Consider the following 20417-nt stretch of genomic DNA (forward strand, 5'->3'; position numbering starts at 1 on the left):
CTACAAAAACAGAAACCAAAAACCCCACCGTTTTAAAGCCTTGATCAGATCTCCATCAAACTGCTCTTATAAATCTTAAATAAATCCTCCTGTGTAACAACTTTTTTATTGTTAGCGATATTGGGAGCTTTTATGGCAATTGATGCGTAATGAGCCATCTCGCTCTCAGATATATCCGGTCTTTTGTCAACCCTTTGGAGAAGGCCACTTACAATGCTCCGCAATCCCTCAATATCTCTTATATTAAGTAAGTTCAAAATGTGCTCTACCTTATCCCCATCGGTTTCGCAGTTGAATTTAAGGTAATCTGCCAAAAGCATACCGTTAGCCCTGCCGTGAGGTATGTCTTTGTAGTACGTCAAAGAATATCCCATAGCGTGAACCATAGAGGTACCAGTATGTGCTATCAACATCCCGCCTAACAGCGATGAATTTAATAATACCTCTCTTGCTTTCAGGTCCAGCTGGCCATCCATGACACTTTTGTAACTTTCGCTAAACCCTTTAAGGCCTTTTTCCACCATCCAAAAGTAAAAGTCACCGTACTTCACTGATAAATATCCCTCAATTAGATGGGATAGTGCGTCAAGCATGGTATCTACAGTGACGCTATATGGAAGGTTTATGGTGTATCTGGCATCGAGAAAAGCTACCTGAGGGAAAATATAGGGACTTGCAAAATTCTTTTTAGAGCCTATCCTGTCGTATGTCAATATAGAATAGGGAGTAACCTCACTTCCTGTGCCAGCTGTAGTGGGAACAGCTATAATCGGCAAGGGTTTATTTTTAAATGTCTTGCTAAAAAGCTCTTCCGCATCCATCATGGGATTTGCAGCTAATACAGCAATGGCCTTTGAAGCATCCAGAGGCGACCCGCCTCCTATACCGATTACAAAATCCACATCTGCTCTCCTTGCTACGTTAGCACCTTCTGAAACATTTTCCAGATCTGGATTAGACTTTACTCTGTCAAATATTTCATATTTTATCCCGTGGCTCTCCAGTGCTGATACTACATCATCAAGGGAACCATTATTTCTGGAACTCTTTCCTGTGACGATAAGGGCCTTATGGCCTATAGCCATGTGATCACTGTTCTCTTTTATACAATTTTCTCCAAAAATAATCCTGGTAGGTATAAAATAGTTATATTTCATACTGGTCACTCCTTTTATAAAAATATATAAAAATAAAAGGCGCTATTATAAATAATAGCACCTTTGCTATGTTATAAAAATTATATCAAATCCTAAATGCTTATGACAAGTCTCCCGCTCCAAAATAGGGACCGTTATATTATTTTTATTTTTGTATAGATATTATTTTGCTTTTAATGCGCCAAAAATAAAAGAGATAATCATTAGAGACATTACAATAAAAGTTAAAGGTATCTCCCCTATAATTTTACTATTATTTTGAGCCGCATCCCTATAATTTAATAGAACAAGTATAAAACCAATTAAAGCCAAAGGAACAGCCAGATATATAGCTAACGTATAAAGAATAGCTATTACTTCAAGCAAACGAAACGCAAAGAGTCCTTTTGGAGAAGGACTAAATCGCAAAATGATAAATAAAATGAATGTTAAGTAAACAAGGCTTAATAGAAGCAAGAGATATTTCTTTTTTATAGCGGTATTATTTTCTCTGAATTTGTTATCCATAAAAGTACTCCCCTATATATTTTCATCATTTTCATCCTGCTTTAATATTTTTATTTAATAATCTATCAGAATATTATGCATATTTATTAATTATATATACGAATAAATATTAGCATATGTATTACTATATTTCAACAAATTTATGATTATTTTGTAATTTATGTTGACTTTTCTATTCGTGTATAATATAATACAATTGTAAAAAATGTAAAAGCAGGGTTAATATGAAAAAATTATTAGCATCTTGTTAGTTACTATAATTACAATAGGCGTCATCACGCCCGTATACGCTTAAATAATATGTCACCCGAATATGCAAATAAATATAAAGAGTTATCTGGGAAAGTTTTATCAAAGGATACAAAGTTTATAAAAATAACAAAAACATTTGATCCCGCGACTAACAACTATAAAGTAACGATAGCAGAAGAGTCAGAAAATCAGGCTATGATTGAAGTTGAAAATGCTAAAAACTCTGTATCAGCAACTGGAAATTATGATTACCAGCAAAACTCGTGGATAAAGTTAGAAACTTGGTTATCATCTCTCGGTGGTGGTGGTGAATACCTTTACAAGACGAGTTTTACTTGGTTAACACAACCTCTTGAGAATATTGGAGAGTATATCGCTACAGGTTATGGAACAAATACTTCAGTAATTTCAGGTTCGGAATATCTTCAGGTAACATATAATCGTCAGGATGTAATATTACAAGGTTATACTTGGACATGGGGCCCGACGTATTTAAATACAGACTACTATTGGACAGCAAACATTAAGAGTAATACAGGGTACGGTTTTAGCTTTCAAATATGTGACGATCCAACCAGCAGGTTTAGTAATGTTAGAGGTACCATGGCTTTTAGAGTACGACCTAATATATCAGGTGCAATAATACTTGATGCATAGGTAGCTATGGTCATAAATATTTAACTGTATCGCCAAGTGTAACCATTTCGTCTTCAGGAATACTGTCATTTACTCCAAGCTTTGGAGTTTGGACAGTACCTAATACTCATGCACAGTACACTATTATATAAGCAAACATATCAAGGAGTGATACTTTTTAAAATTTGAAGCATTTTTGGTCAGAGTAGCGTTTAAAATATGGCTATTGGATCCTCCAATAGCCTCTTCTTGTATTTGCCTACTCCCAGACTAATTATTTCTATTCTAAACTTCTTGATATCTTCAATGTTAGATTGTTACCTTCTTCCAATGTTTCCATATACACATCATCCTTATTTCTCTTATACATTTGTTTACTCGTCTCATAAACCTTTTTTGCGTCTGCTAATTATATATTTTCCTTCCAGCATCTTCTGCCCTCTGGCCTATCTAGGTCGCATGCACTGGTGCGCACAAAAAAGGTGCTATATAGATAATAGCACCGCTCATCTAGATCTATAATAATCCATTAAAATTTCAGCGACCTCTTTTCTGGTAAACTCCTCAGGCGGCATAATTCCATTGGCCAGCATCTCCCTGACCTTGGTGCCGCTTAATATGATGTGCTGGTCATCCCCATGGGGACATGTCTTAAAGGAAGCCATGCCATGGCATGCTTTGCAATAAAAGCTATGCTCAAAAGGTAAGATGGTTATACCTATCTCCTCAGGCTCAAACTCATCAAATATGCGCTGGGCATCGTAAGTACCGTAATAATTTCCTACCCCTGCGTGATCACGCCCTACTATAAAGTGAGTGGCTCCGTAATTTTTCCTTATCAGGGCGTGAAAAATAGCTTCCCTTGGACCTGCATACCTCATGGAAGCCGGAAATGCAGACATAAACGTCCTGTCTTTTGGATAATATTTCTCAAGAAGCACTTTATAACACTTAATCCTTACATCTGCTGGAATGTCATCGCTCTTGGTCTGCCCTACTAGTGGATTTAAAAACAAGCCGTCGCAGATCTCCAGGGCCACTTTTTGTATGTACTCGTGGGCTCTGTGTATAGGATTTCTGGTCTGAAAAGCGACGATTTTCTTCCAGCCTTTTTGTTCAAAAATCCTACGGGTCTCTGAAGGATTCAGGTACAGTTCTTTAAAATCTTCGTGTTCAATCGCATTTAACAACAGTATATCTCCGCCAAGCAGCACATCACCTCTTTGGAAAAGCTGCTTTACGCCAGGGTGGGCCATATCTGATGTCTTAAATACCTTTTCTGCTTCGCGGTATTTATCGTACCTGTACTTTTCCTCCACGCACATTATGCCTAAAATCCTGCCTTTTGAGTCAGTTAAGGCCAGCTCTTTATCTACTTCTATGGTCTTGGCTTCTTCTTCAGTAACTCCCAGCACTACAGGAATGCTCCATACAGTGCCATCGGCTAATCTCATATTCTCTACCACGCTGTCATAATCCGCCTTTTTCATAAAACCTGTCAAAGGGCTGTATCCTCCATTGGCGATAAGCTCCAGGTCAGAAATCTGGAAGTCATCCAACGCCAGCTTCTTTAAACCCATGGCCTTTTCAAGAAGGCTTTCCCTTTTGCTGCCTGTAACAAATCTATCAATCAGCTGTCCTCCGTGAGGTCTTATAGACATACGCACTCTCCTCTCCAAAATTTCAACTTACACAATTTTATGAGCTTGTATCTCGATGACTTCTTGTGTGCCCTCTACCGTTTTTAACGTCCATATGATTTTCTCTTTGTCTTTTTTAGCTTTTAACGTAGAACCTCGTCCCCCTATCTGGGCAGGTAAGTACATCTCAATAGCTTGCCTAGGACATTCTTTAAGACATGCTGCGCAATCCCAGCAGTCCCTTATGTCTCGAATAGCCGCTTTTCCGCCGGAATCCTTATATAATAAGTCACCAGGGCAAATCCTGACACATAACGGCTCCTGCATCTTCCCGCAACCGTTACATAACTGCCTGTCAATCCTTATAGCCATTTATACCACCTCTTAAGGTCCTTCAATAATCTACTTCAGCATCATAGGGACGTTCTATTATCTTTATTTCGTTTTCTACAGGATCGTAGACAGAGTTTACAAATTTTAACCAGTTCTCATCATCCCTAAAGGGGTAATCAACCCTCTCCTGGTAGCACCTCCACCGGGTTTCTTTTCTGTACAAAAGGTGTTCCACCACTGCCCTGGCTACCAGAACCCTGTCCGCCACTTCGTGATATTTCATAAGATCGTGCAAGTCCTCAGCATATCCTTTGCTCAAATCCCTTTGCAGGTCCTTTAACAATTTCTTCGCTATATTTAACCTTTCCTCGTATACTTCATAATAGGAAGATATGCCGCCGGCATATTCATCCATTATCTTCTGTAATCTCTCTTCTAATTCATCAGGGCCAAATCTCAAGCCTTCATACTTATCCCTGGCAAACAACGGTGCATAAACCCTTTTAACCTCTTCTTCTATAAGGCCTTCATCCACTGGCTCAAGATTTACACCTTTTATGTATTCCACCGCATCTTCTGCTGCTATCTCCCCTTCTGCCATGCTGCCTGTGACGTATTTCTTGGGAGAACCTCCCGCCACATCGCCGGCTGCATACAGGCCCTCAAGCGTAGTCCTGCGCTTTTTGTCCACCCAGTAACCAGCTAGCCCATGGCCGCCAACGATATAAGGCTCTGATCCGCATATCTCCACGGGCCTATCCGTAGGTTGTATTCCCTCGTCAGCCCATTTTAAAACGATACCGGGTGACATGTTAAGATAGGCTTCTTTTAATACCCTGTTGTAGTCTTCACTAAGGCCGGTTATATCCAGGTAACACGGGCCCCTTCCTTCTCGATCTTCTTTAATTGTGGCATAAAGCCTCATATACGTAGATCTATCGCTGTAATTTTTTAAATAAGCCTCGCCTTTGGCGTTTATCTGTGGAGCGTGTACACCCTGGGCTATGGTACCTGTAGGCGAAAGCACATCTTTAATCCTCAGAGCAATAAACCTCATCTCAAAGCTGGTCATTTCAGCCCCGGCCCTCAGCCCCATGGCAAATCCCGCACCTGTGTTAAAAGGAGGGTACCACATCTTATGCCTAGCTGAGCCGTCATTATTGGGCTTATATAGCCCTGCTGCACCACCTGTGGCGCATATAACGGCCTTTGCCCTTATAACATAAAACTTATTTTCTCTAACCGAAAAAGCAAAAGCACCTATCACCTTTGTGCCTTTGACAATATAATCGACGGCTACCACCCTGTTGAGCACTACAGCTCCCGATTTTTTTAAGGCTTCAGCCATAATCGGCTTTATCCTCTCGCCGTTTATCCTGACGCTTCTCCTACCCCTGGGAACGTAGTCGCCTTTTTCGTCTTTTAAGTATGGAAGCCCCCATTCTTCTAATCGCTTGGCACACCTATTCAATCTCTCTCCTATGGTATAAGTTAAATCTTCCCTTATAAGACCTGCTGTATCTTTTTTAACATAATCCACATAAGAGGCCGGTGTTTCTCCGGGGTTTAGATAGGCATTGATGGCATTAACTCCCGCTGCAAGACAACCGCTGCGTTCCACATGAGCTTTCTCAATTACAACTACTTTTAATCCGCTGTTTTTTTCCCTTGCCGTTATAGCAGCTTGACAGCCGGCTGCCCCACCGCCGATTATAAGCACATCTGCATCTAACACTGTAATATCCGGTTTCAATGCGTGCATTGACTCTCCTCCTCAATTAGCTATCATATTATCCCCTTTTCCCTCAAATAATCCAGTAGAAGTTTTACCGATTCATCCAGTGATAGTTCATCGGTGTTTATCACCAGTTCCGGATTTACAGGGGGTTCATAGGGAGCTGAAATCCCGGTAAATTCCTTTATCTCTCCTGCCCTAGCTCTTTTGTAAAGCCCTTTCACATCTCGCTCTTCGCATTTCTCCAGAGGGCACTTTACGTACACCTCCAGAAATTTGCCTTCGGGCAGCAATTTCCTGGCATTGTCTCTATCTTCTCTGTAAGGCGAAATAAATGCAGTGATAGTTATTACACCAGCATCAGCGAAGAGCTTTGCCACCTCTCCGATTCTCCTAATGTTTTCCTTACGGTCTTCGGCGGAAAAACCTAGATTTTTATTAAGGCCATGCCTTATATTGTCGCCATCAAGCACATAACACAGATGCCCCATATCATAAAGCCTTTTTTCCAGTTCTCTAGCTATAGTGGACTTGCCCGCACCTGAAAGCCCTGTAAGCCATATAACCACGCCTTTTTGCTTCAGCAACTTTTCTCTATCCTCAGCGCTGACCATGCCCTCATGCCAAGTTATGTTGGTAGCTTTGATCTCAGACATCCACAATTCCTCCTCGACATCATTTTTCAGTTATTAAAGTACTTGTGCATACTGAGATACCTTTCTCCTGTATCAGGCAATACCGTCACAACCCTTTTGCCCTTACCCAGCTGTTGTGCCACTTGAATAGCGGCAAGAGCGTTAGCACCTGAAGATATGCCACACAGTATGCCTTCTTCTCTCGCCAGCATCAAAGACATCTCAAACGCCTTCTGATCGTTTACCTTTATAATCCCATCTAACACGCTCCTGTCTAACGTATCAGGTATAAAGCCAGCCCCTATGCCTTGAATTCTGTGCGGCCCGGGTTTTTCACCGGACAAAACAGCAGAAGTCTCAGGCTCTACGGCATACACCTTAACATTGCTGTTGGACCTTTTCAAGACCCTGCCAACGCCTGATATGGTACCTCCTGTTCCCACTCCAGCCACAAAAGCATCCAATCGTCCCTCAGTAGCATCGAGTATTTCCTGACCGGTGGTTAGCTCGTGTATCTCGGGATTGGCTGGATTCTCAAATTGGTTTAGCATTATGTAATCATCGTGGCCTTCTAAGAGCTCCTCTACCTTTTTAAGAGCTCCCTTCATCCCCTCAATGCCTGGCGTCAATATAAGTTCAGCCCCGTACGAGGCCAACAAGTTTCTCCGCTCAACACTCATAGTATCAGGCATTACCAGTATAAGGCGATAACCTTTGACAGCGCACACCATCGCTAAACCAATGCCGGTATTGCCGCTGGTAGGCTCCACGATAGTCATACCTTTTTTTAATTTTCCTGACTCTTCGGCACGCCTCACCATATTATAGGCTATCCTGTCTTTTACACTGCCCCCTGGATTAAAAGACTCCAATTTAACCAGTATTTCTGCTCCACCTTCTGGCACTACCTTGTTTAGCCTTACCATAGGGGTCCTTCCTATCAGCTCTACTATGTTGTCGTATACCCTTTTCCCGCCAGAACCCCCTCCCATAAAGTACATTAAATTTACCTCATCGCCATCCTTTATGACGGCTGTAGCATATTGTTCTCTCTTTAATACCACATCATTTAACTCCACACTTACGACCTGTTCGTCTATGTCGTTAAGTTTTAAAAATTCCGAAACCGTCAGCTCTCTATCGTAGCTTTGCTTTTCTCCGTTATAAATTATGGTAATCATATTATTCCTCCTCCACCAAGATACCTTCTTCTATAACCTGTCCACCTTTTATCTTATAAGCTCTCACGTCAACGCCATCTTTTAAGGAGACGATAATATAGTATATATCCTCGTAATGGGCCATTTCTATGTCTTTATCAGAAGGATAAGCACGGCTTACGGGATGGGAATGGTACACCGCCAGCATCTTCTGGCCTTTTTTCCTTATATCCTTGATGACCTTAAACTGCTCCTCAGGGACCATCAAAAAAAAGTCCTCCCTATGGGCTCCATTGGTCATAGGGTACACGCTCATTACCTCATCGTCAATGCCTGACAATATTCCGCATCCTTCATAAGGCGCTTCTCTGCGCAATTGATCCAGCATTTGATTTAACTGGCTCTTTTTAATTTTAAGCATTGGCGTTCCCCCTAAGATCGCACTCAAGTTCATATTCCCTTAATTCTTTAATAGTAGGATTATCGCCGCAAACTGGACATTCCTTCTTTTTAGACCATTTGACTTCTCTAAATGTACCTTCCAGTGCGTTAAATGTAAGTATTCTTCCTTTTAAAGGCTTCCCCACACCCAACAATACCTTTACTGCTTCCACAGCCTGTAGAGTACCAATAACTCCTGCTACTGCTCCCAAAACACCTGCCTGAGAACACGTAGGAACAGCTCCTTGTACCGGAGGCTCAGGAAATACGCACCTATAGCACGGGCCTTCTCCGGGGATAATCGTCATGATCATTCCTTCGAATCTCAAAATCCCTGCCTCTATAAGGGGTTTACGTGAAAAGACACAAGCGTCGTTTAAAAGATACCTTGCCGGGAAATTGTCTACTCCGTCAATTACCACATCGTAATCTTTTATAAGATCCATGACGTTATCAGATGACAACCTTTCTTCGTATACAACCACATTCACGTCAGGATTAAGCGCCTTGAGCTTTTCCTGAGCTGACTTCACTTTAGGTACCCCAACATCCTGCGTCCTATGTAGTATCTGCCTCTGTAAGTTGGACAAATCAACCCTGTCATAGTCTACCAACCCTATGGTGCCCACTCCCGCTGCTGTCAGGTAATAAGCCGAAGGAGATCCCAGACCTCCTGCCCCCACGATGAGGACTTTTGAGTTAAGGAGTTTTTCCTGCCCCTTGCCCCCTATTTCTTTCAATATTATGTTCCTCGAATACCTTAACACCTGCTCTTCTGTCAACATACAATCACCTCATGCCTTTTGTATCCATAATTTAAACTTATCGCCAACCCTTTCCACATTTAATATCTTGTGGCCTTCGTCTTTTACGCTCCTGGGCACGTTTTTTATAGGCTCTCCATCATCCAAGATCACTTCCAGCACATCGCCGCTTTTCATCTGTTCTAATTTTAATTTCACTTTAACAAAATTAATAGGGCATACCACGCCTTCTAGATTTAATTTTTCGTCAACCTTATTTATTTCCAATGCCTAACACCCTTTCTTTATATTGATCAATTCCTACCCTGTCAATGGTATCAATAAGCCTTTCTTTCTTAATGCCTTCCTTCTTGTAAAACTCCATAGTTTTCCTTATAACATCTGGAATATCTTCTACAGCGACCAAATCCGCCACATGGTAACCAAATCGAGGTTTTTTGCCAAACTTGCCTCCCACAAAAACCGCAACACCTGTTCTCTTAGCCTTCCACGCGTCCATAGGGCATACCCTTATACAGCTACCACAGTACACGCATTTATCAACATCTCTTACGGCTATCTTGTCCTGGTTTATAACAATAGCTTTGCTATCGCAGGCTTCTGCGCACAAACCACATCCTGTGCACAAATTCGCGTCCAGCTCAGGCTCCACCTGGCCTTGAAAGCCTAGATCATTAAACTGAGGCTTGGAGCAGTTATTGGGGCAACCTGATATGCCCATTTTAAATTTGTGCGGAAACCCAGGCATGGGGAAAAATTCATCGTCTAATTTTTGCGCCAACCCCTGGGTATCAATCAGCCCATAAGGACATACGGTTCCCTTGCAAGCAACTATAGGTCTCACCCGTGGTCCGCATCCCGCCAAGGCTAGCCCTATACTTTCTATCTCCTGCTTTATCTCTTGCAGTTTTGTATAGTGAACCCATGGAATCTCAATGCCAAGTCTTACAGTAAATGTTACATAGCCCTTACCATATTTTTCGGCGAGATAAGAGACTTTTCTCATCTGTTCGGCCGTGATATTGCCAGCGACAACCCTTATTCTCACAGAATAATAATCTTTCTGCTTCTGCTTTATAAATCCGCCGTCTTTAAGGGCAGCTATCAACTCCTGATTTTCCATTGCAATCCCCCTAAATTCATAGTATATTGATTGGAATTTATATATTTTGTTTTTATTAAAATATCACACACCGTAAAAAATGTCAATAAAAATATTTGTATTGACTTTTATATAAATTTATGTTAGTTTAATTTAAACTAATACTTAAATTCCTATCAATTAACTATAATATAGCGGGCTTATATTAACAAATTCAAGGGATTAAGAGAAAGGAGTAGCGACAAGTGAAATTATCTACGCTGCTGGTCAGATCAGGGATAAATAAACAAGATGCCACAGGGGCGATATCCACTCCTATTTATCACTCTGCTACTTTTATGCACAGAGGGCTTGGTTTATCAACCGGTTTTGACTATTCCAGAACGCAAAATCCTACAAGGCTACAGCTGGAAAAAGCTATAACGCAATTAGAAGGAGGAGTAGATTCCCTGGCTTTTTCTTCAGGGATGGCCGCCATAACAGCCATACTCACTCTGTTTAATCCAGGAGATCACATAATAATCTCAGATGACGTCTACGGGGGAACATACAGGGTTTTTGATCATGTTTTTTCTAAATATCAATTAGCCTTTGACTGTGTGGATATAAGCGATACAGAAAATATTTTAAAAGCCTTAAAACCTAATACCGCTGCGATATTCATAGAAACTCCCACAAATCCTATGATGAAGATAGCCGATGTTAAAAAGATAGTGGATATATGTAAACGCCATAATCTAATATGTATATTTGACAATACCTTTTTGTCTGTTTACCTGTTTCGCCCTCTGGAGATAGGCGTGGACATAGTTATAGAAAGCGCCACGAAATACCTCTCAGGTCACAATGATGTTTTGGCTGGCATTGTTTCCACTGCCAGGGAGGACCTCGCCGAAAAGCTCAGGTTTATACAAAACACCACAGGGGCTGTCCTGTCACCCACTGACAGCTGGCTACTTCTAAGAGGATTAAAGACTTTAGGCATAAGACTTGACAGGCAACAGTATAACGCCATGAAAATCGCCCAGTGGCTCGCGAAAAGGCCGGAAATAACCCGAGTGCTGTACCCTGGTTTACCTCAACACCCCGGTCACCACATCCTCAAGGACCTAGCCAGGGGATTCGGGGCCATGATATCTTTTGAAGTCAAGGATAAAACTATGGTTAAAACGGTGCTGGAAAACCTGAAAATCATATCTTTTGCAGAAAGCCTAGGAGGTGTGGAATCCCTCATAACGTACCCCATAGAGCAGACCCACAAAGACGTACCTGATGAGTTAAGGAAAAAAATAGGGCTCAATGATAGGCTGCTAAGGCTATCCGTCGGAATCGAAGATTCAGAGGACTTAATAATGGATTTACAGCAGGCACTCCAGTGCAAACCATCACATACACAGGAGGTGTAGAATATGAAATACGCCACAAAACTGCTTCACACCGGGAACGAAATTGACGAACAAACAGGTGCTTTAAGCGTACCCATTTACCAAGCCTCTACTTTCAAACAGGACGACGTGGACAATCCACCTCAATACGATTACAGCCGCTCAGGAAACCCCACCAGAGCCGCTTTGGAAAACGCTATGGCTGTTTTAGAAAACGGCACAAATGCCTACGCCTTTTCTTCTGGCATGGCCGCCATATCAGCTGTACTGTCTTTACTTAAAGCAGGAGATCACGTTATCGCTGCCCAAGACATATACGGAGGCACGTACAGAGCCCTCACAAGGCATTTTTTTAAATACAATATCGATGTGAGCTTCGTGGACGCTACCGATATAAACAAAATAGAAGAAGCCATAAGGCCAAATTCAAGGATGTTAGTGCTAGAAACGCCCTCTAACCCGTTACTTAAGATCACCGACTTGAGAGCTTGCGCACAGCTGGCTAAAAAACACAACATTATAACTGTCGTGGACAATACCTTTATGTCGCCTTATCTTCAAAGGCCTTTGGAACTGGGCATAGACGTAGTAGTCCACAGCGCCACCAAGTTCATCGGCGGTCATAGTGACGTGCTGGGCGGTATAGTAGCCGTAAAAGACAAAAACCTGGCAAAGCATATTTATTTTATTCAAAATACCATGGGGGCAGTCTTAAATCCTCATGACTGCTGGCTTCTATTAAGAGGCATAAAAACGCTGAAAGTAAGGTTAGATGCAGAACAGCAGGGGGCAATGTATCTAGCGCAATGGCTGAAAAAGCAAGATTTTGTCAAAAGGGTTTATTACCCGGGGCTTGAAGAGCATCCCGGCCATAGCTTGCACTTTAGACAAGCGTACGGCGCAGGGGCGGTTTTGTCTTTTGAGGCTAAAGGCGTAGCAACAGCCAAGAAAATAGCAGCAAATGTAAAGCTGTTTTTTACAGCGGTGAGCCTGGGAGGCGTCGAAAGCATACTCTCTTACCCTGTTAAAATGTCCCACGCCTCAATCCCTCAAGAAGAAAGAAAAAAATTGGGCATAACCGATGAACTGTTGAGGTTGTCCATAGGATTGGAAGATCCTGAAGATCTAGCAATGGATATATTAAACGCAGTTAAACAGTAGATTGACATACATTTTTCATACATATATAATTGTATTGATACATTTTATTTTGTACTACTTTTTTTATAATTGGGGGGAAATTTTAATGATAACAAACACGGAGCACAATATCTCCGAAAGGTATGAGCTTAATAAAAATTTGGCTCAGATGTTAAAAGGCGGCGTAATTATGGACGTCACTACTCCGGAACAAGCGGTGATAGCAGAAAAAGCCGGAGCAGTAGCTGTAATGGCACTGGAACGGGTTCCTGCTGATATAAGAAAACACGGCGGCGTGGCAAGAATGTCAGATCCCAAAATCATCAAAGCCATAAAAGCTGCCGTTTCCATCCCTGTAATGGCCAAGGTAAGGATAGGCCATTTTGTGGAAGCTCAGATACTTGAAGCCCTGGGTATTGACTACATAGACGAAAGCGAAGTTTTGACACCTGCTGATGAGATGTACCATATAAACAAGTGGGAATTTAAAATACCTTTTGTATGCGGCGCCAGAAACCTAGGGGAAGCCTTAAGGAGGATAGGCGAAGGCGCTTCTATGATAAGGACTAAGGGCGAAGCTGGAACAGGCAATGTGGTGGAAGCAGTAAGGCACATGAGGACCATGATGTCTGAAATAAGGCGACTTCAGAACATGAGGGACGATGAGCTCATGGCCGCTGCTAAAGAAATGCAAGCACCTTACGAACTGGTAAAATACGTGGCGCAAAACGGAAGGCTCCCTGTGGTCAACTTTGCCGCCGGCGGTATTGCCACACCAGCAGATGCCGCATTGATGATGCAGCTGGGAGCTGACGGGGTATTTGTCGGTTCAGGCATTTTTAAATCATCCAATCCTGAGAAAAGAGCCGCGGCCATAGTAAAGGCAACCACTTATTACAATGATCCAAAAGTATTAGCAGAGGTATCTGAAGACCTGGGCGAACCTATGGAAGGAATAGATATAAGCAAAATTGACAAAGAAGATCTGTATGCGCAGCGGGGCTGGTAACACATGACAAATACAAGTTATTCAACACCCAGAGACATCCGCATCGGAGTGCTGGCCGTCCAGGGGTCGGTTATAGAACACGTAAATACCCTTAAACAAATCCAAGGAGTAACGCCTGTAGAAATAAAAGCTCCTCAACAGATTAAGGACATCGACGGCCTCATATTGCCTGGCGGCGAAAGCACTACTATTGGAAAGCTAATTCAGGATTTTAATTTAAAAGACGCCATAATTGAAAGAGCTAAAAAAGGCATGCCTGTATGGGGTACATGTGCAGGTATGATACTGATGGCAAAAAAAATAACCGGTCAAGATAACACTTATTTAAACCTCATGGACATCGTGGTCAAAAGAAACGCCTATGGCGGCCAGTTAGACAGTTTTGCCACATGGCAGGTGATACCCGCTGTATCCGACAAACCGTTAAAACTGGTATTTATAAGGGCACCCTACGTAGAAAAAGCAGGTAAAGAAGTCCAGGTGTTAACGCGAGTAGGTGAAAATATAGTCGCCGTAAAACAGGGCAATATGTTAGCTACAGCTTTTCACCCTGAGCTCACCGACGACACCACTTTTCACGAGTACTTTATACAAATAGTCAGAGAATCCCTTCAATGATCCTCTGACTATTTCCTTTGCATATCTGCGCTTACTTAAGGGCGTTTTGTAACTGGCGTATCCTTTCTCCAACCAAATCGAGGTTGTCAAAATCCACACCTTTTGTCAGATAACCACCCACTCCTACTGCATAAGCTCCGCTGTCAAACCACTCCTTTATATTTTTGTCGTTAACGCCGCCAGTAGGCATTATTTCTATAAACGGGAAAGGGCCTTTTAATGCTTTTATCGCCGCAGGTCCGTAAAGCTCTCCCGGAAACAGCTTTACTATGTCCACACCTAACCTATATGCGCGAAACACCTCTGTAGGCGTAACTCCAGCCATAGAGCACAAAACGCCTTTATTGCTTATAAATTCCGCCACCTCACTTATTATACAAGGCGAAACCACAAAATCAGCTCCGCTTTCCACCGCCTCCTTCGCCTGCTGTACATTAATGACAGTGCCGGCCCCAATTATCTTATCAGGATATTGGGCTTTCAATCTTTTTATAAGCTCACCAGCGCCTTTAACCGTATACGTCACTTCCACTGCTCCAATTCCGTTTTCAATAGCTTCACGGCAAATATTCCATGCTAGCTCCTGATCATCGCACCTTATCACTGCGATGATCTTTCCTTTTAATTGCTTTTTTACCGTTAACTTATCCACGGCTGTCACCTTCCCCTCCGTATTTCCTGAACTCCCTATAACCACTCAACTTAAAAGGCTTAGACCTTACAGCCCATGAAACCCCGATTTCAGAAAACAACTTTTTCTCAGAGCTTGCTTTATCTATTATTTCTTCTATGTCTTTTATGTAGGTAACTACGCTTTCCCCTTCTCTCTGGACTATTATACAATCATCGGGAATTTCGACAACGCTGTCACAGGATTCAAAAGCCCCGTTGGATGCCAAGACAAAATTGCGCGTAATATCAACCGGACAATAGAGTTGTTCTCTTTCAAATAGAGATTTTACCATATTTACATACATATTTTCAAATAAATCTTCATATCCGAAATTAAAGCTTTCCTCGTTGCCATCCGAAAATTTTACCTTCAACACATTACTGTAATCCCAATACGCTTCGCCTTCAGTTCCCTTAAGGAGTATAAACGGAGTCTCCTGTTGAGGGTTACACAATGTGGTATAGTACATAACCTCAATGCCTGCCTGCGTGATAATGCGCACGCATGCCGTATCTTCGCTCTCTATCCTGTGACCGTGGTACAATTCAGCAGTCACCTCTTCTGGCACCCCGCCGCCATCAGTGGAGGCAGCAGCCAGTATGAGCAGGTTATTGAGAAGATGGGACAGCGGGTTGTTTATAGTGCCGTCGAGAACATAATGGCCGTTAAACTTAAGCTTGCCAGCCCAAGGTGTTCTCTGGTAATACGCTTCATCCCTTTTCCACTTCCCTACACCCACCAGGCTTTTAAGTCTTCCAAAGCGCCCTTCAGTCACATAATCTACAAGTCTTCTAAACGCCTTTCCTGAAGTGTTTTGAAAATCCACAGCGCAGATCCTACCTGTTTTTTTGCTGACGTCAATGATCTTATCCACATCTTGAATCGTTACAGAAGGCGGCTTTTCTAAAAGCACATTAAATCCTTTTTCCATAGCGTGAACAGCCATAGGGCTGTGCAAATGAATAGGAGTGGATAGCACTACAAAATCCAGATCGCTCTCCTTGTCCAACATCTCCTGGTAATCCACGTAATAACGAGCGCCTTTTGACTTTAATCGCTCTATCTCATCTTTGTTTTTCTCATAGTTTATCTCTGAAAAAGCTTTAAATTCAATATATCTACCCTCCAACTTTTGGATAGTTTTCAAATGAGTCTTTCCAAAGCCACTGATGCCAACCAGACCAATCCTCGCCACTTTCATTTCAGTTCCCCCTTTGTCTATGGTATTAACACTGATTTAATGGTCTCCCTATTCTCCATGGCGCTCAAAGCTTTATTTGCATCCTCAAGATCGTACCTGTCTGTAACCAACAGCTCAAACTTTTCAATGTTACTCAACACCATATTTACGGCCATATTAAGGTGCTTTGTATCGCTCACCCATACACCCTGGTACCTCAGGTTTTTTCTCACGATGTCATAATAACAGTCAATGGTCACCGTCCCATTAGGATCTCCAAAACCCACTGAAAGGTACGTACCACCATTCCTCACCAGTTTTATACCTTCCTGAACCGCTAATGGGTGCCCTACTGCTTCTACAGCCACGTCAACGCCCCTGCCTGACGTGATGTCTAATATCAGTTGTCTGCGCTCTTCTTGAGTGGTACTATACCTATCCAGCACCACATCGGCGCCAAATACCCTACACATATCTAAGCGTTCCTTTGTACCGCCTATTACTATGACCTTTCTCGCCCCCCTAGCTTTTGCAAAGGCGACGGCAAACAGCCCTATAGGACCAGGCCCTTGAACCAATACGCTGTCGCCTATATCAGGCGATAACATGTCAAAAGCGTGAGCTGTAGTCGCACCTGAGCAGGACGCTGATACCAAAACGGCCGGATCAACTTTATCCTTTATTTTTATAACCTTAGTCCCTGGGGCCAGATACACGTACTGAGAATAACACCCTCTCAAGTAGGGCATCTCTTTACATGTGGTGCTTATACCATACGTCCAGCGGTTTTCGCATAAGGCCGGCTCTCTTTTTACGGCGCAATAATAACACTTCCCGCACGTAACACCTCTATCCCATATGACCACATCTCCCTCTTTAATCGCTTCTCCGTTTACATCCACCCACGGCTCTGATAATTCGACCACCTGCCCTACCCCTTCGTGGCCTAGTATCATGGGAAGGTTCAACCGCGGGTCATTGCCTTTCCACATGTGCACGTCAGAACCACAAACACCAGCAGCTAAAATTTTAACAAGCATTTCTCCGCGGGGCGGATCCACAACGTCAAATTCCCTTTTTACCAATGGCTTATTGTACTCTTCTAAAACCATAGCATATGCTTTCATAGAACCACCTCCTTTGGCCTTATAGGCTGCTTTTCCTCTACAACTACTTGATCATTGCAAACATCGTATCTACATACAAAATAACCTCTCAATCCTTTATCCCTTGGCAAAGGATCTGAATTAAAATCGTTAAAGCAAAGATGAGGTCCTCTGCTTTCTTTTCTATGCAGTGCAGACTTTAACACAGCCTCTGCGGTAAGCAACATGTTTTTAAACCCAACGACATCTTTTGCAGTTTGTGCCCTAAGCTTTTGCCGTTTTAAGTACGCCACGCGGTCTAATGCCTCTTCCAAGCCCTTTTCTGTCCTTATGACACTACAGCACCTGTCCATAACTTCTCTGAGCTCCCTTACAGCTTCTTCAACAATAAGGCCTCTTTCTGACAACCAATTGTTATAGGAACTAAAGATGTTTTTGGCTATATTTATGGCATTTTCAGAGTAACAACAATCGATTGCATAATCTGCTGCACTCTCCCCTGAAATTTTGCCGAATACCTGGCAGTCTAAAAGGGAATTCCCGCCAGGGCGATTAGCTCCATGTTGCCCCCCAGCGCATTCTCCCGCTGCAAATAAACCCTTTATATTTGTTTCGGCTTTGCAGCGAATTTTTATACCGCCTTGGAAATGTTGAATAGCAGGAGCTATTTCAAGCCAATCCCTTTTTATGTCAACACCTCTTGCCTTTAACCATCTGATTGACTGGGGATTAATCTCTTCAAGCCTATCGTACGGGCATAAACGGCCAACAACAGCTTTGACTTCCTGCTCATACCTGTGTTTAAAATCCTCTCTCAAAAGATCAAAGCTAAATCCTTCAGGGTCTCGGGTGAAGTCCAGGTACACCTTATGGCCTCGATGTATTTCTCGGTAAACCGCTATATCTATTATGCTGGTCTTGTGTTCGGCGCTCACAGGCCACGTAGAACCTTTCTCAAAAATGTCGTTAAAGCCCACATGATACTCCTTAAGAAATTCCTCTCCTCTTTCATTGACAAATCGGGGGACCGCCCTCATCATACTCCCAGAGCAGGCAAGACCTGTGTCCACCGATGAAAGCCCTATCTGTATAAATTCCATATTTACCAGCTCGGCACCGGCTCTTAAAGCCATAGCGTACCCATCGCCTGTCATACCAGGAGGGAAAACATTGACTTTATACACACTCCCTCCTCCTCCTGTGGCCATCACTACAGATTTTGCCTTTATTATGATCTCTTCGCCTCCAGCATAGCCTACAGCACCGTACACCTGTCCGTCATCCACTATCAAGTCGGTAATCATGGTGTTTTGCAACACAGTTACATCTGTTTCCTCCAGTTTTTTTATAAGGGCCTGTTCTATGTGTATCGCCGTCTCAGGGCCTGTAAAACAAGCTCTGGGATAAGCCGAGCCATCAGTGATAAACTGAACAGGTACGCCGTTCTCTTTTACAAACGGCACACCCAATCGGTCAAGATAATAAAACGCCTCAGCTGAGTTTCGCGCCAGTATCTCCGCGAGATCGTAATCAGATACAAACCCTCCTATCTCATATATGTCCTTAGCATGGTACTTCCAGTTGTCCGGTCCCCCGGGAAAGGTGGTAGGAAGGGTAGCGTGAAAAGCCATCCTGTCAGAACAGGCCAATGCCGTGGTACCGCAATACCCCAGTTTGCCTTTGACAGCCATTATTACCTTAACCCCGCGATGCCTTTCATGGGCTGCCAGAGCACTTCTCAAGGCCGCCCCACCTCCACCTATCACAAGTACATCCGTGTCGTATACCATACCTTTTCTACCTCCTGACCATAGAGATGGCTTTAGCAGGACAGATTTCGGCGCACAGTCCACACCCGTCGCACTTATCGTTTACGGAGTACTTTTCATCTGCGTCAATCCCATCGTAAATACATACCCGCGCGCAGAGCCCGCAGGAAGTACACCTGATCATGTCGATTTCTGCCTTTGCCCACTGAGTTCTATCCACCTCATCCATGCTCTTAATCCTGCTACATATTTTACCTTTAAACTCGCTTATAGAGCTGTAACCTTTGCTCTCCATGAACTTTTCAATCCCTTTATTGATCCTGTTGATTACCTGATAACCATTCAGTATTATCACACTGCAGATTTGCACAGTTCCTGCCCCAGCCAGGATATACTTTACTGCATCCTCCCCGTTCATAACGCCACCACTACCGCTTATATCACATCTTATGTGAGGGGATACCGCGCTAATCCAGCGCAAAGAAAACATTATAGACCATGGGCCCCCGTGTCCGGCATAGCCGCCATGCAGTACAGGGACTTCTTTTTCCACGTCTATGTCAAGGCCCGTAAACCTGTTAAACATCACCAGCCCATCAGCACCAGCCTGATCAAGCCTTAAAGCATCTGAGCCTGGATTGGTTGACTGGGGAGTCATCTTGGGTATAACAGGTATCTTAACGGCGTTTTTCATAAGTTTGGTGGTGGCAACCATGGACTTTATTACGTCTATACCCGACATTAAGTGTACGCCGTGAGGACAAGATAGGTTAAGTTCAATAGCGTCAGCTCCAGCCTGTTCCACGAGCTTGCCGTACTTTATCCAGGCCTCATCTGTATAGCAGTTAATACTGGCTATAACCGGAATACTCAGCTGGCTTTTAGCCCTGTAAATGAACTCAGCGTATTCTTCCGGGCCGTACTCGCTGGCTTGTTCATAAGAATAAAGGGTCGTAGAACCGCTGTGCTTTATAACTTTAAATCTCGGCGTAGGTGAAACCCTGCATATCTCTTTTTGAAAAAGGCTCTTTGTGACTACAGCCCCTATGCCGTTGTCTTCCGCCTTTTTTAGCCTCTCTACCGTCCCTGTAATACCAGCTGCAGCGGCAATCAAAGGCGATCTCAGTTTTAACCCCGCGTATGTCGTCGACAAATCGACCATATTGCCTTCCCCC

Annotated in this window: 21 protein-coding genes; 5 read left to right on the top strand and 16 right to left on the bottom strand. The window is 43.1% G+C overall.

What is annotated here, in order from left to right:
- Positions 1-44: 44 nt before the first annotated feature.
- Complete coding sequence (locus tag CALPO_RS0103350; protein WP_026486060.1) at positions 45-1157, bottom strand: iron-containing alcohol dehydrogenase family protein; 1113 nt, start codon at positions 1155-1157, stop codon at positions 45-47.
- A gap of 162 nt (positions 1158-1319) precedes the next feature.
- Positions 1320-1664, bottom strand: a complete 345-nt coding sequence (locus CALPO_RS0103355) for a hypothetical protein (protein WP_026486061.1) — start codon at positions 1662-1664, stop codon at positions 1320-1322.
- 300 nt (positions 1665-1964) lie between these two features.
- Between CALPO_RS0103355 and CALPO_RS0103360 the strand changes: the two genes are divergently transcribed.
- Positions 1965-2573 carry a hypothetical protein gene (locus CALPO_RS0103360; protein ID WP_026486062.1) on the top strand — a complete coding sequence of 203 codons (609 nt, stop codon included), beginning with the start codon at positions 1965-1967 and terminating at the stop codon, positions 2571-2573.
- 485 nt (positions 2574-3058) lie between these two features.
- Here the strand turns inward: CALPO_RS0103360 and sat are convergent, their stop codons facing one another.
- The 9 genes from sat to CALPO_RS0103405 are packed head-to-tail and all read right to left on the bottom strand — an operon-like array spanning position 3059 to position 10383.
- On the bottom strand, positions 3059-4213 hold the full coding sequence (gene sat, locus CALPO_RS0103365; RefSeq protein ID WP_026486063.1) for a sulfate adenylyltransferase: 1155 nt from the start codon (positions 4211-4213) through the stop codon (positions 3059-3061).
- 27 nt (positions 4214-4240) lie between these two features.
- The gene (locus tag CALPO_RS0103370) at positions 4241-4564 is read right to left on the bottom strand and encodes a 4Fe-4S dicluster domain-containing protein (RefSeq protein WP_026486064.1); all 324 of its coding nucleotides are present in this window, start codon (positions 4562-4564) and stop codon (positions 4241-4243) included.
- 22 nt (positions 4565-4586) lie between these two features.
- Positions 4587-6287: an adenylyl-sulfate reductase subunit alpha gene (locus CALPO_RS0103375; protein ID WP_035172080.1), complete on the bottom strand. Its 1701-nt coding sequence runs from the start codon at positions 6285-6287 to the stop codon at positions 4587-4589.
- Positions 6288-6310: 23 nt separating this feature from the next.
- Entirely contained in the window at positions 6311-6916 is a 606-nt protein-coding gene (gene cysC, locus CALPO_RS0103380; RefSeq protein ID WP_026486066.1) for an adenylyl-sulfate kinase, read from the bottom strand.
- Between the two features lie 26 nt (positions 6917-6942).
- Positions 6943-8076 (bottom strand): cysteine synthase A, encoded by a 1134-nt coding sequence (gene cysK, locus CALPO_RS0103385; protein ID WP_084295143.1) that lies wholly within the window; start codon positions 8074-8076, stop codon positions 6943-6945.
- 1 nt (position 8077) lies between these two features.
- On the bottom strand, positions 8078-8476 hold the full coding sequence (locus tag CALPO_RS0103390) for a M67 family metallopeptidase (RefSeq protein WP_026486068.1): 399 nt from the start codon (positions 8474-8476) through the stop codon (positions 8078-8080).
- Positions 8469-9281, bottom strand: coding sequence for a HesA/MoeB/ThiF family protein (locus tag CALPO_RS0103395; RefSeq protein ID WP_026486069.1), 813 nt, complete (start codon positions 9279-9281; stop codon positions 8469-8471). Before CALPO_RS0103395 ends, CALPO_RS0103390 begins: the two co-directional genes overlap by 8 nt.
- Positions 9282-9290: 9 nt before the next feature.
- A complete protein-coding gene (locus tag CALPO_RS0103400; protein WP_035172083.1) occupies positions 9291-9527 on the bottom strand; it encodes a sulfurtransferase TusA family protein in 237 nt (78 codons plus the stop codon).
- Positions 9514-10383, bottom strand: a complete 870-nt coding sequence (locus CALPO_RS0103405) for a 4Fe-4S binding protein (RefSeq protein ID WP_035172086.1) — start codon at positions 10381-10383, stop codon at positions 9514-9516. Before CALPO_RS0103405 ends, CALPO_RS0103400 begins: the two co-directional genes overlap by 14 nt.
- A gap of 224 nt (positions 10384-10607) precedes the next feature.
- On the opposite strand from CALPO_RS0103405, the gene CALPO_RS0103410 reads away from it, so the two are divergent.
- The 4 genes from CALPO_RS0103410 to pdxT all read left to right on the top strand — a co-directional run bounded on the left by CALPO_RS0103410 (position 10608) and on the right by pdxT (position 14514).
- A complete protein-coding gene (locus CALPO_RS0103410) occupies positions 10608-11768 on the top strand; it encodes a trans-sulfuration enzyme family protein (protein WP_026486072.1) in 1161 nt (386 codons plus the stop codon).
- A 3-nt stretch (positions 11769-11771) separates the two neighbouring features.
- On the top strand, positions 11772-12908 hold the full coding sequence (locus CALPO_RS0103415) for a trans-sulfuration enzyme family protein (RefSeq protein WP_026486073.1): 1137 nt from the start codon (positions 11772-11774) through the stop codon (positions 12906-12908).
- Between the two features lie 109 nt (positions 12909-13017).
- Entirely contained in the window at positions 13018-13896 is an 879-nt protein-coding gene (gene pdxS / locus CALPO_RS0103420; protein ID WP_026486074.1) for a pyridoxal 5'-phosphate synthase lyase subunit PdxS, read from the top strand.
- Between the two features lie 36 nt (positions 13897-13932).
- Complete coding sequence (pdxT, locus tag CALPO_RS0103425) at positions 13933-14514, top strand: pyridoxal 5'-phosphate synthase glutaminase subunit PdxT (RefSeq protein WP_026486075.1); 582 nt, start codon at positions 13933-13935, stop codon at positions 14512-14514.
- A 31-nt stretch (positions 14515-14545) separates the two neighbouring features.
- Here the strand turns inward: pdxT and CALPO_RS0103430 are convergent, their stop codons facing one another.
- Genes CALPO_RS0103430 through CALPO_RS0103450 form a run of 5 tightly spaced genes read right to left on the bottom strand, consistent with a single transcriptional unit; the run spans position 14546 to position 20404 of the window.
- Positions 14546-15166, bottom strand: coding sequence for a bifunctional 4-hydroxy-2-oxoglutarate aldolase/2-dehydro-3-deoxy-phosphogluconate aldolase (locus CALPO_RS0103430; RefSeq protein ID WP_026486076.1), 621 nt, complete (start codon positions 15164-15166; stop codon positions 14546-14548).
- Entirely contained in the window at positions 15159-16388 is a 1230-nt protein-coding gene (locus tag CALPO_RS0103435; RefSeq protein WP_026486077.1) for a Gfo/Idh/MocA family protein, read from the bottom strand. The genes CALPO_RS0103430 and CALPO_RS0103435 overlap by 8 nt, the downstream gene beginning before the upstream one ends.
- Positions 16389-16405: 17 nt before the next feature.
- A complete protein-coding gene (locus CALPO_RS0103440; protein WP_026486078.1) occupies positions 16406-17494 on the bottom strand; it encodes a zinc-binding dehydrogenase in 1089 nt (362 codons plus the stop codon).
- Positions 17491-19263 carry an FAD-binding protein gene (locus CALPO_RS0103445; RefSeq protein ID WP_026486079.1) on the bottom strand — a complete coding sequence of 591 codons (1773 nt, stop codon included), beginning with the start codon at positions 19261-19263 and terminating at the stop codon, positions 17491-17493. Before CALPO_RS0103445 ends, CALPO_RS0103440 begins: the two co-directional genes overlap by 4 nt.
- A gap of 7 nt (positions 19264-19270) precedes the next feature.
- Entirely contained in the window at positions 19271-20404 is a 1134-nt protein-coding gene (locus CALPO_RS0103450) for a 4Fe-4S binding protein (RefSeq protein WP_026486080.1), read from the bottom strand.
- Positions 20405-20417: the final 13 nt, after the last annotated feature.

Source organism: Caldanaerobius polysaccharolyticus DSM 13641 (assembly GCF_000427425.1).
GTDB lineage: Bacteria > Bacillota > Thermoanaerobacteria > Thermoanaerobacterales > Caldanaerobiaceae > Caldanaerobius > Caldanaerobius polysaccharolyticus.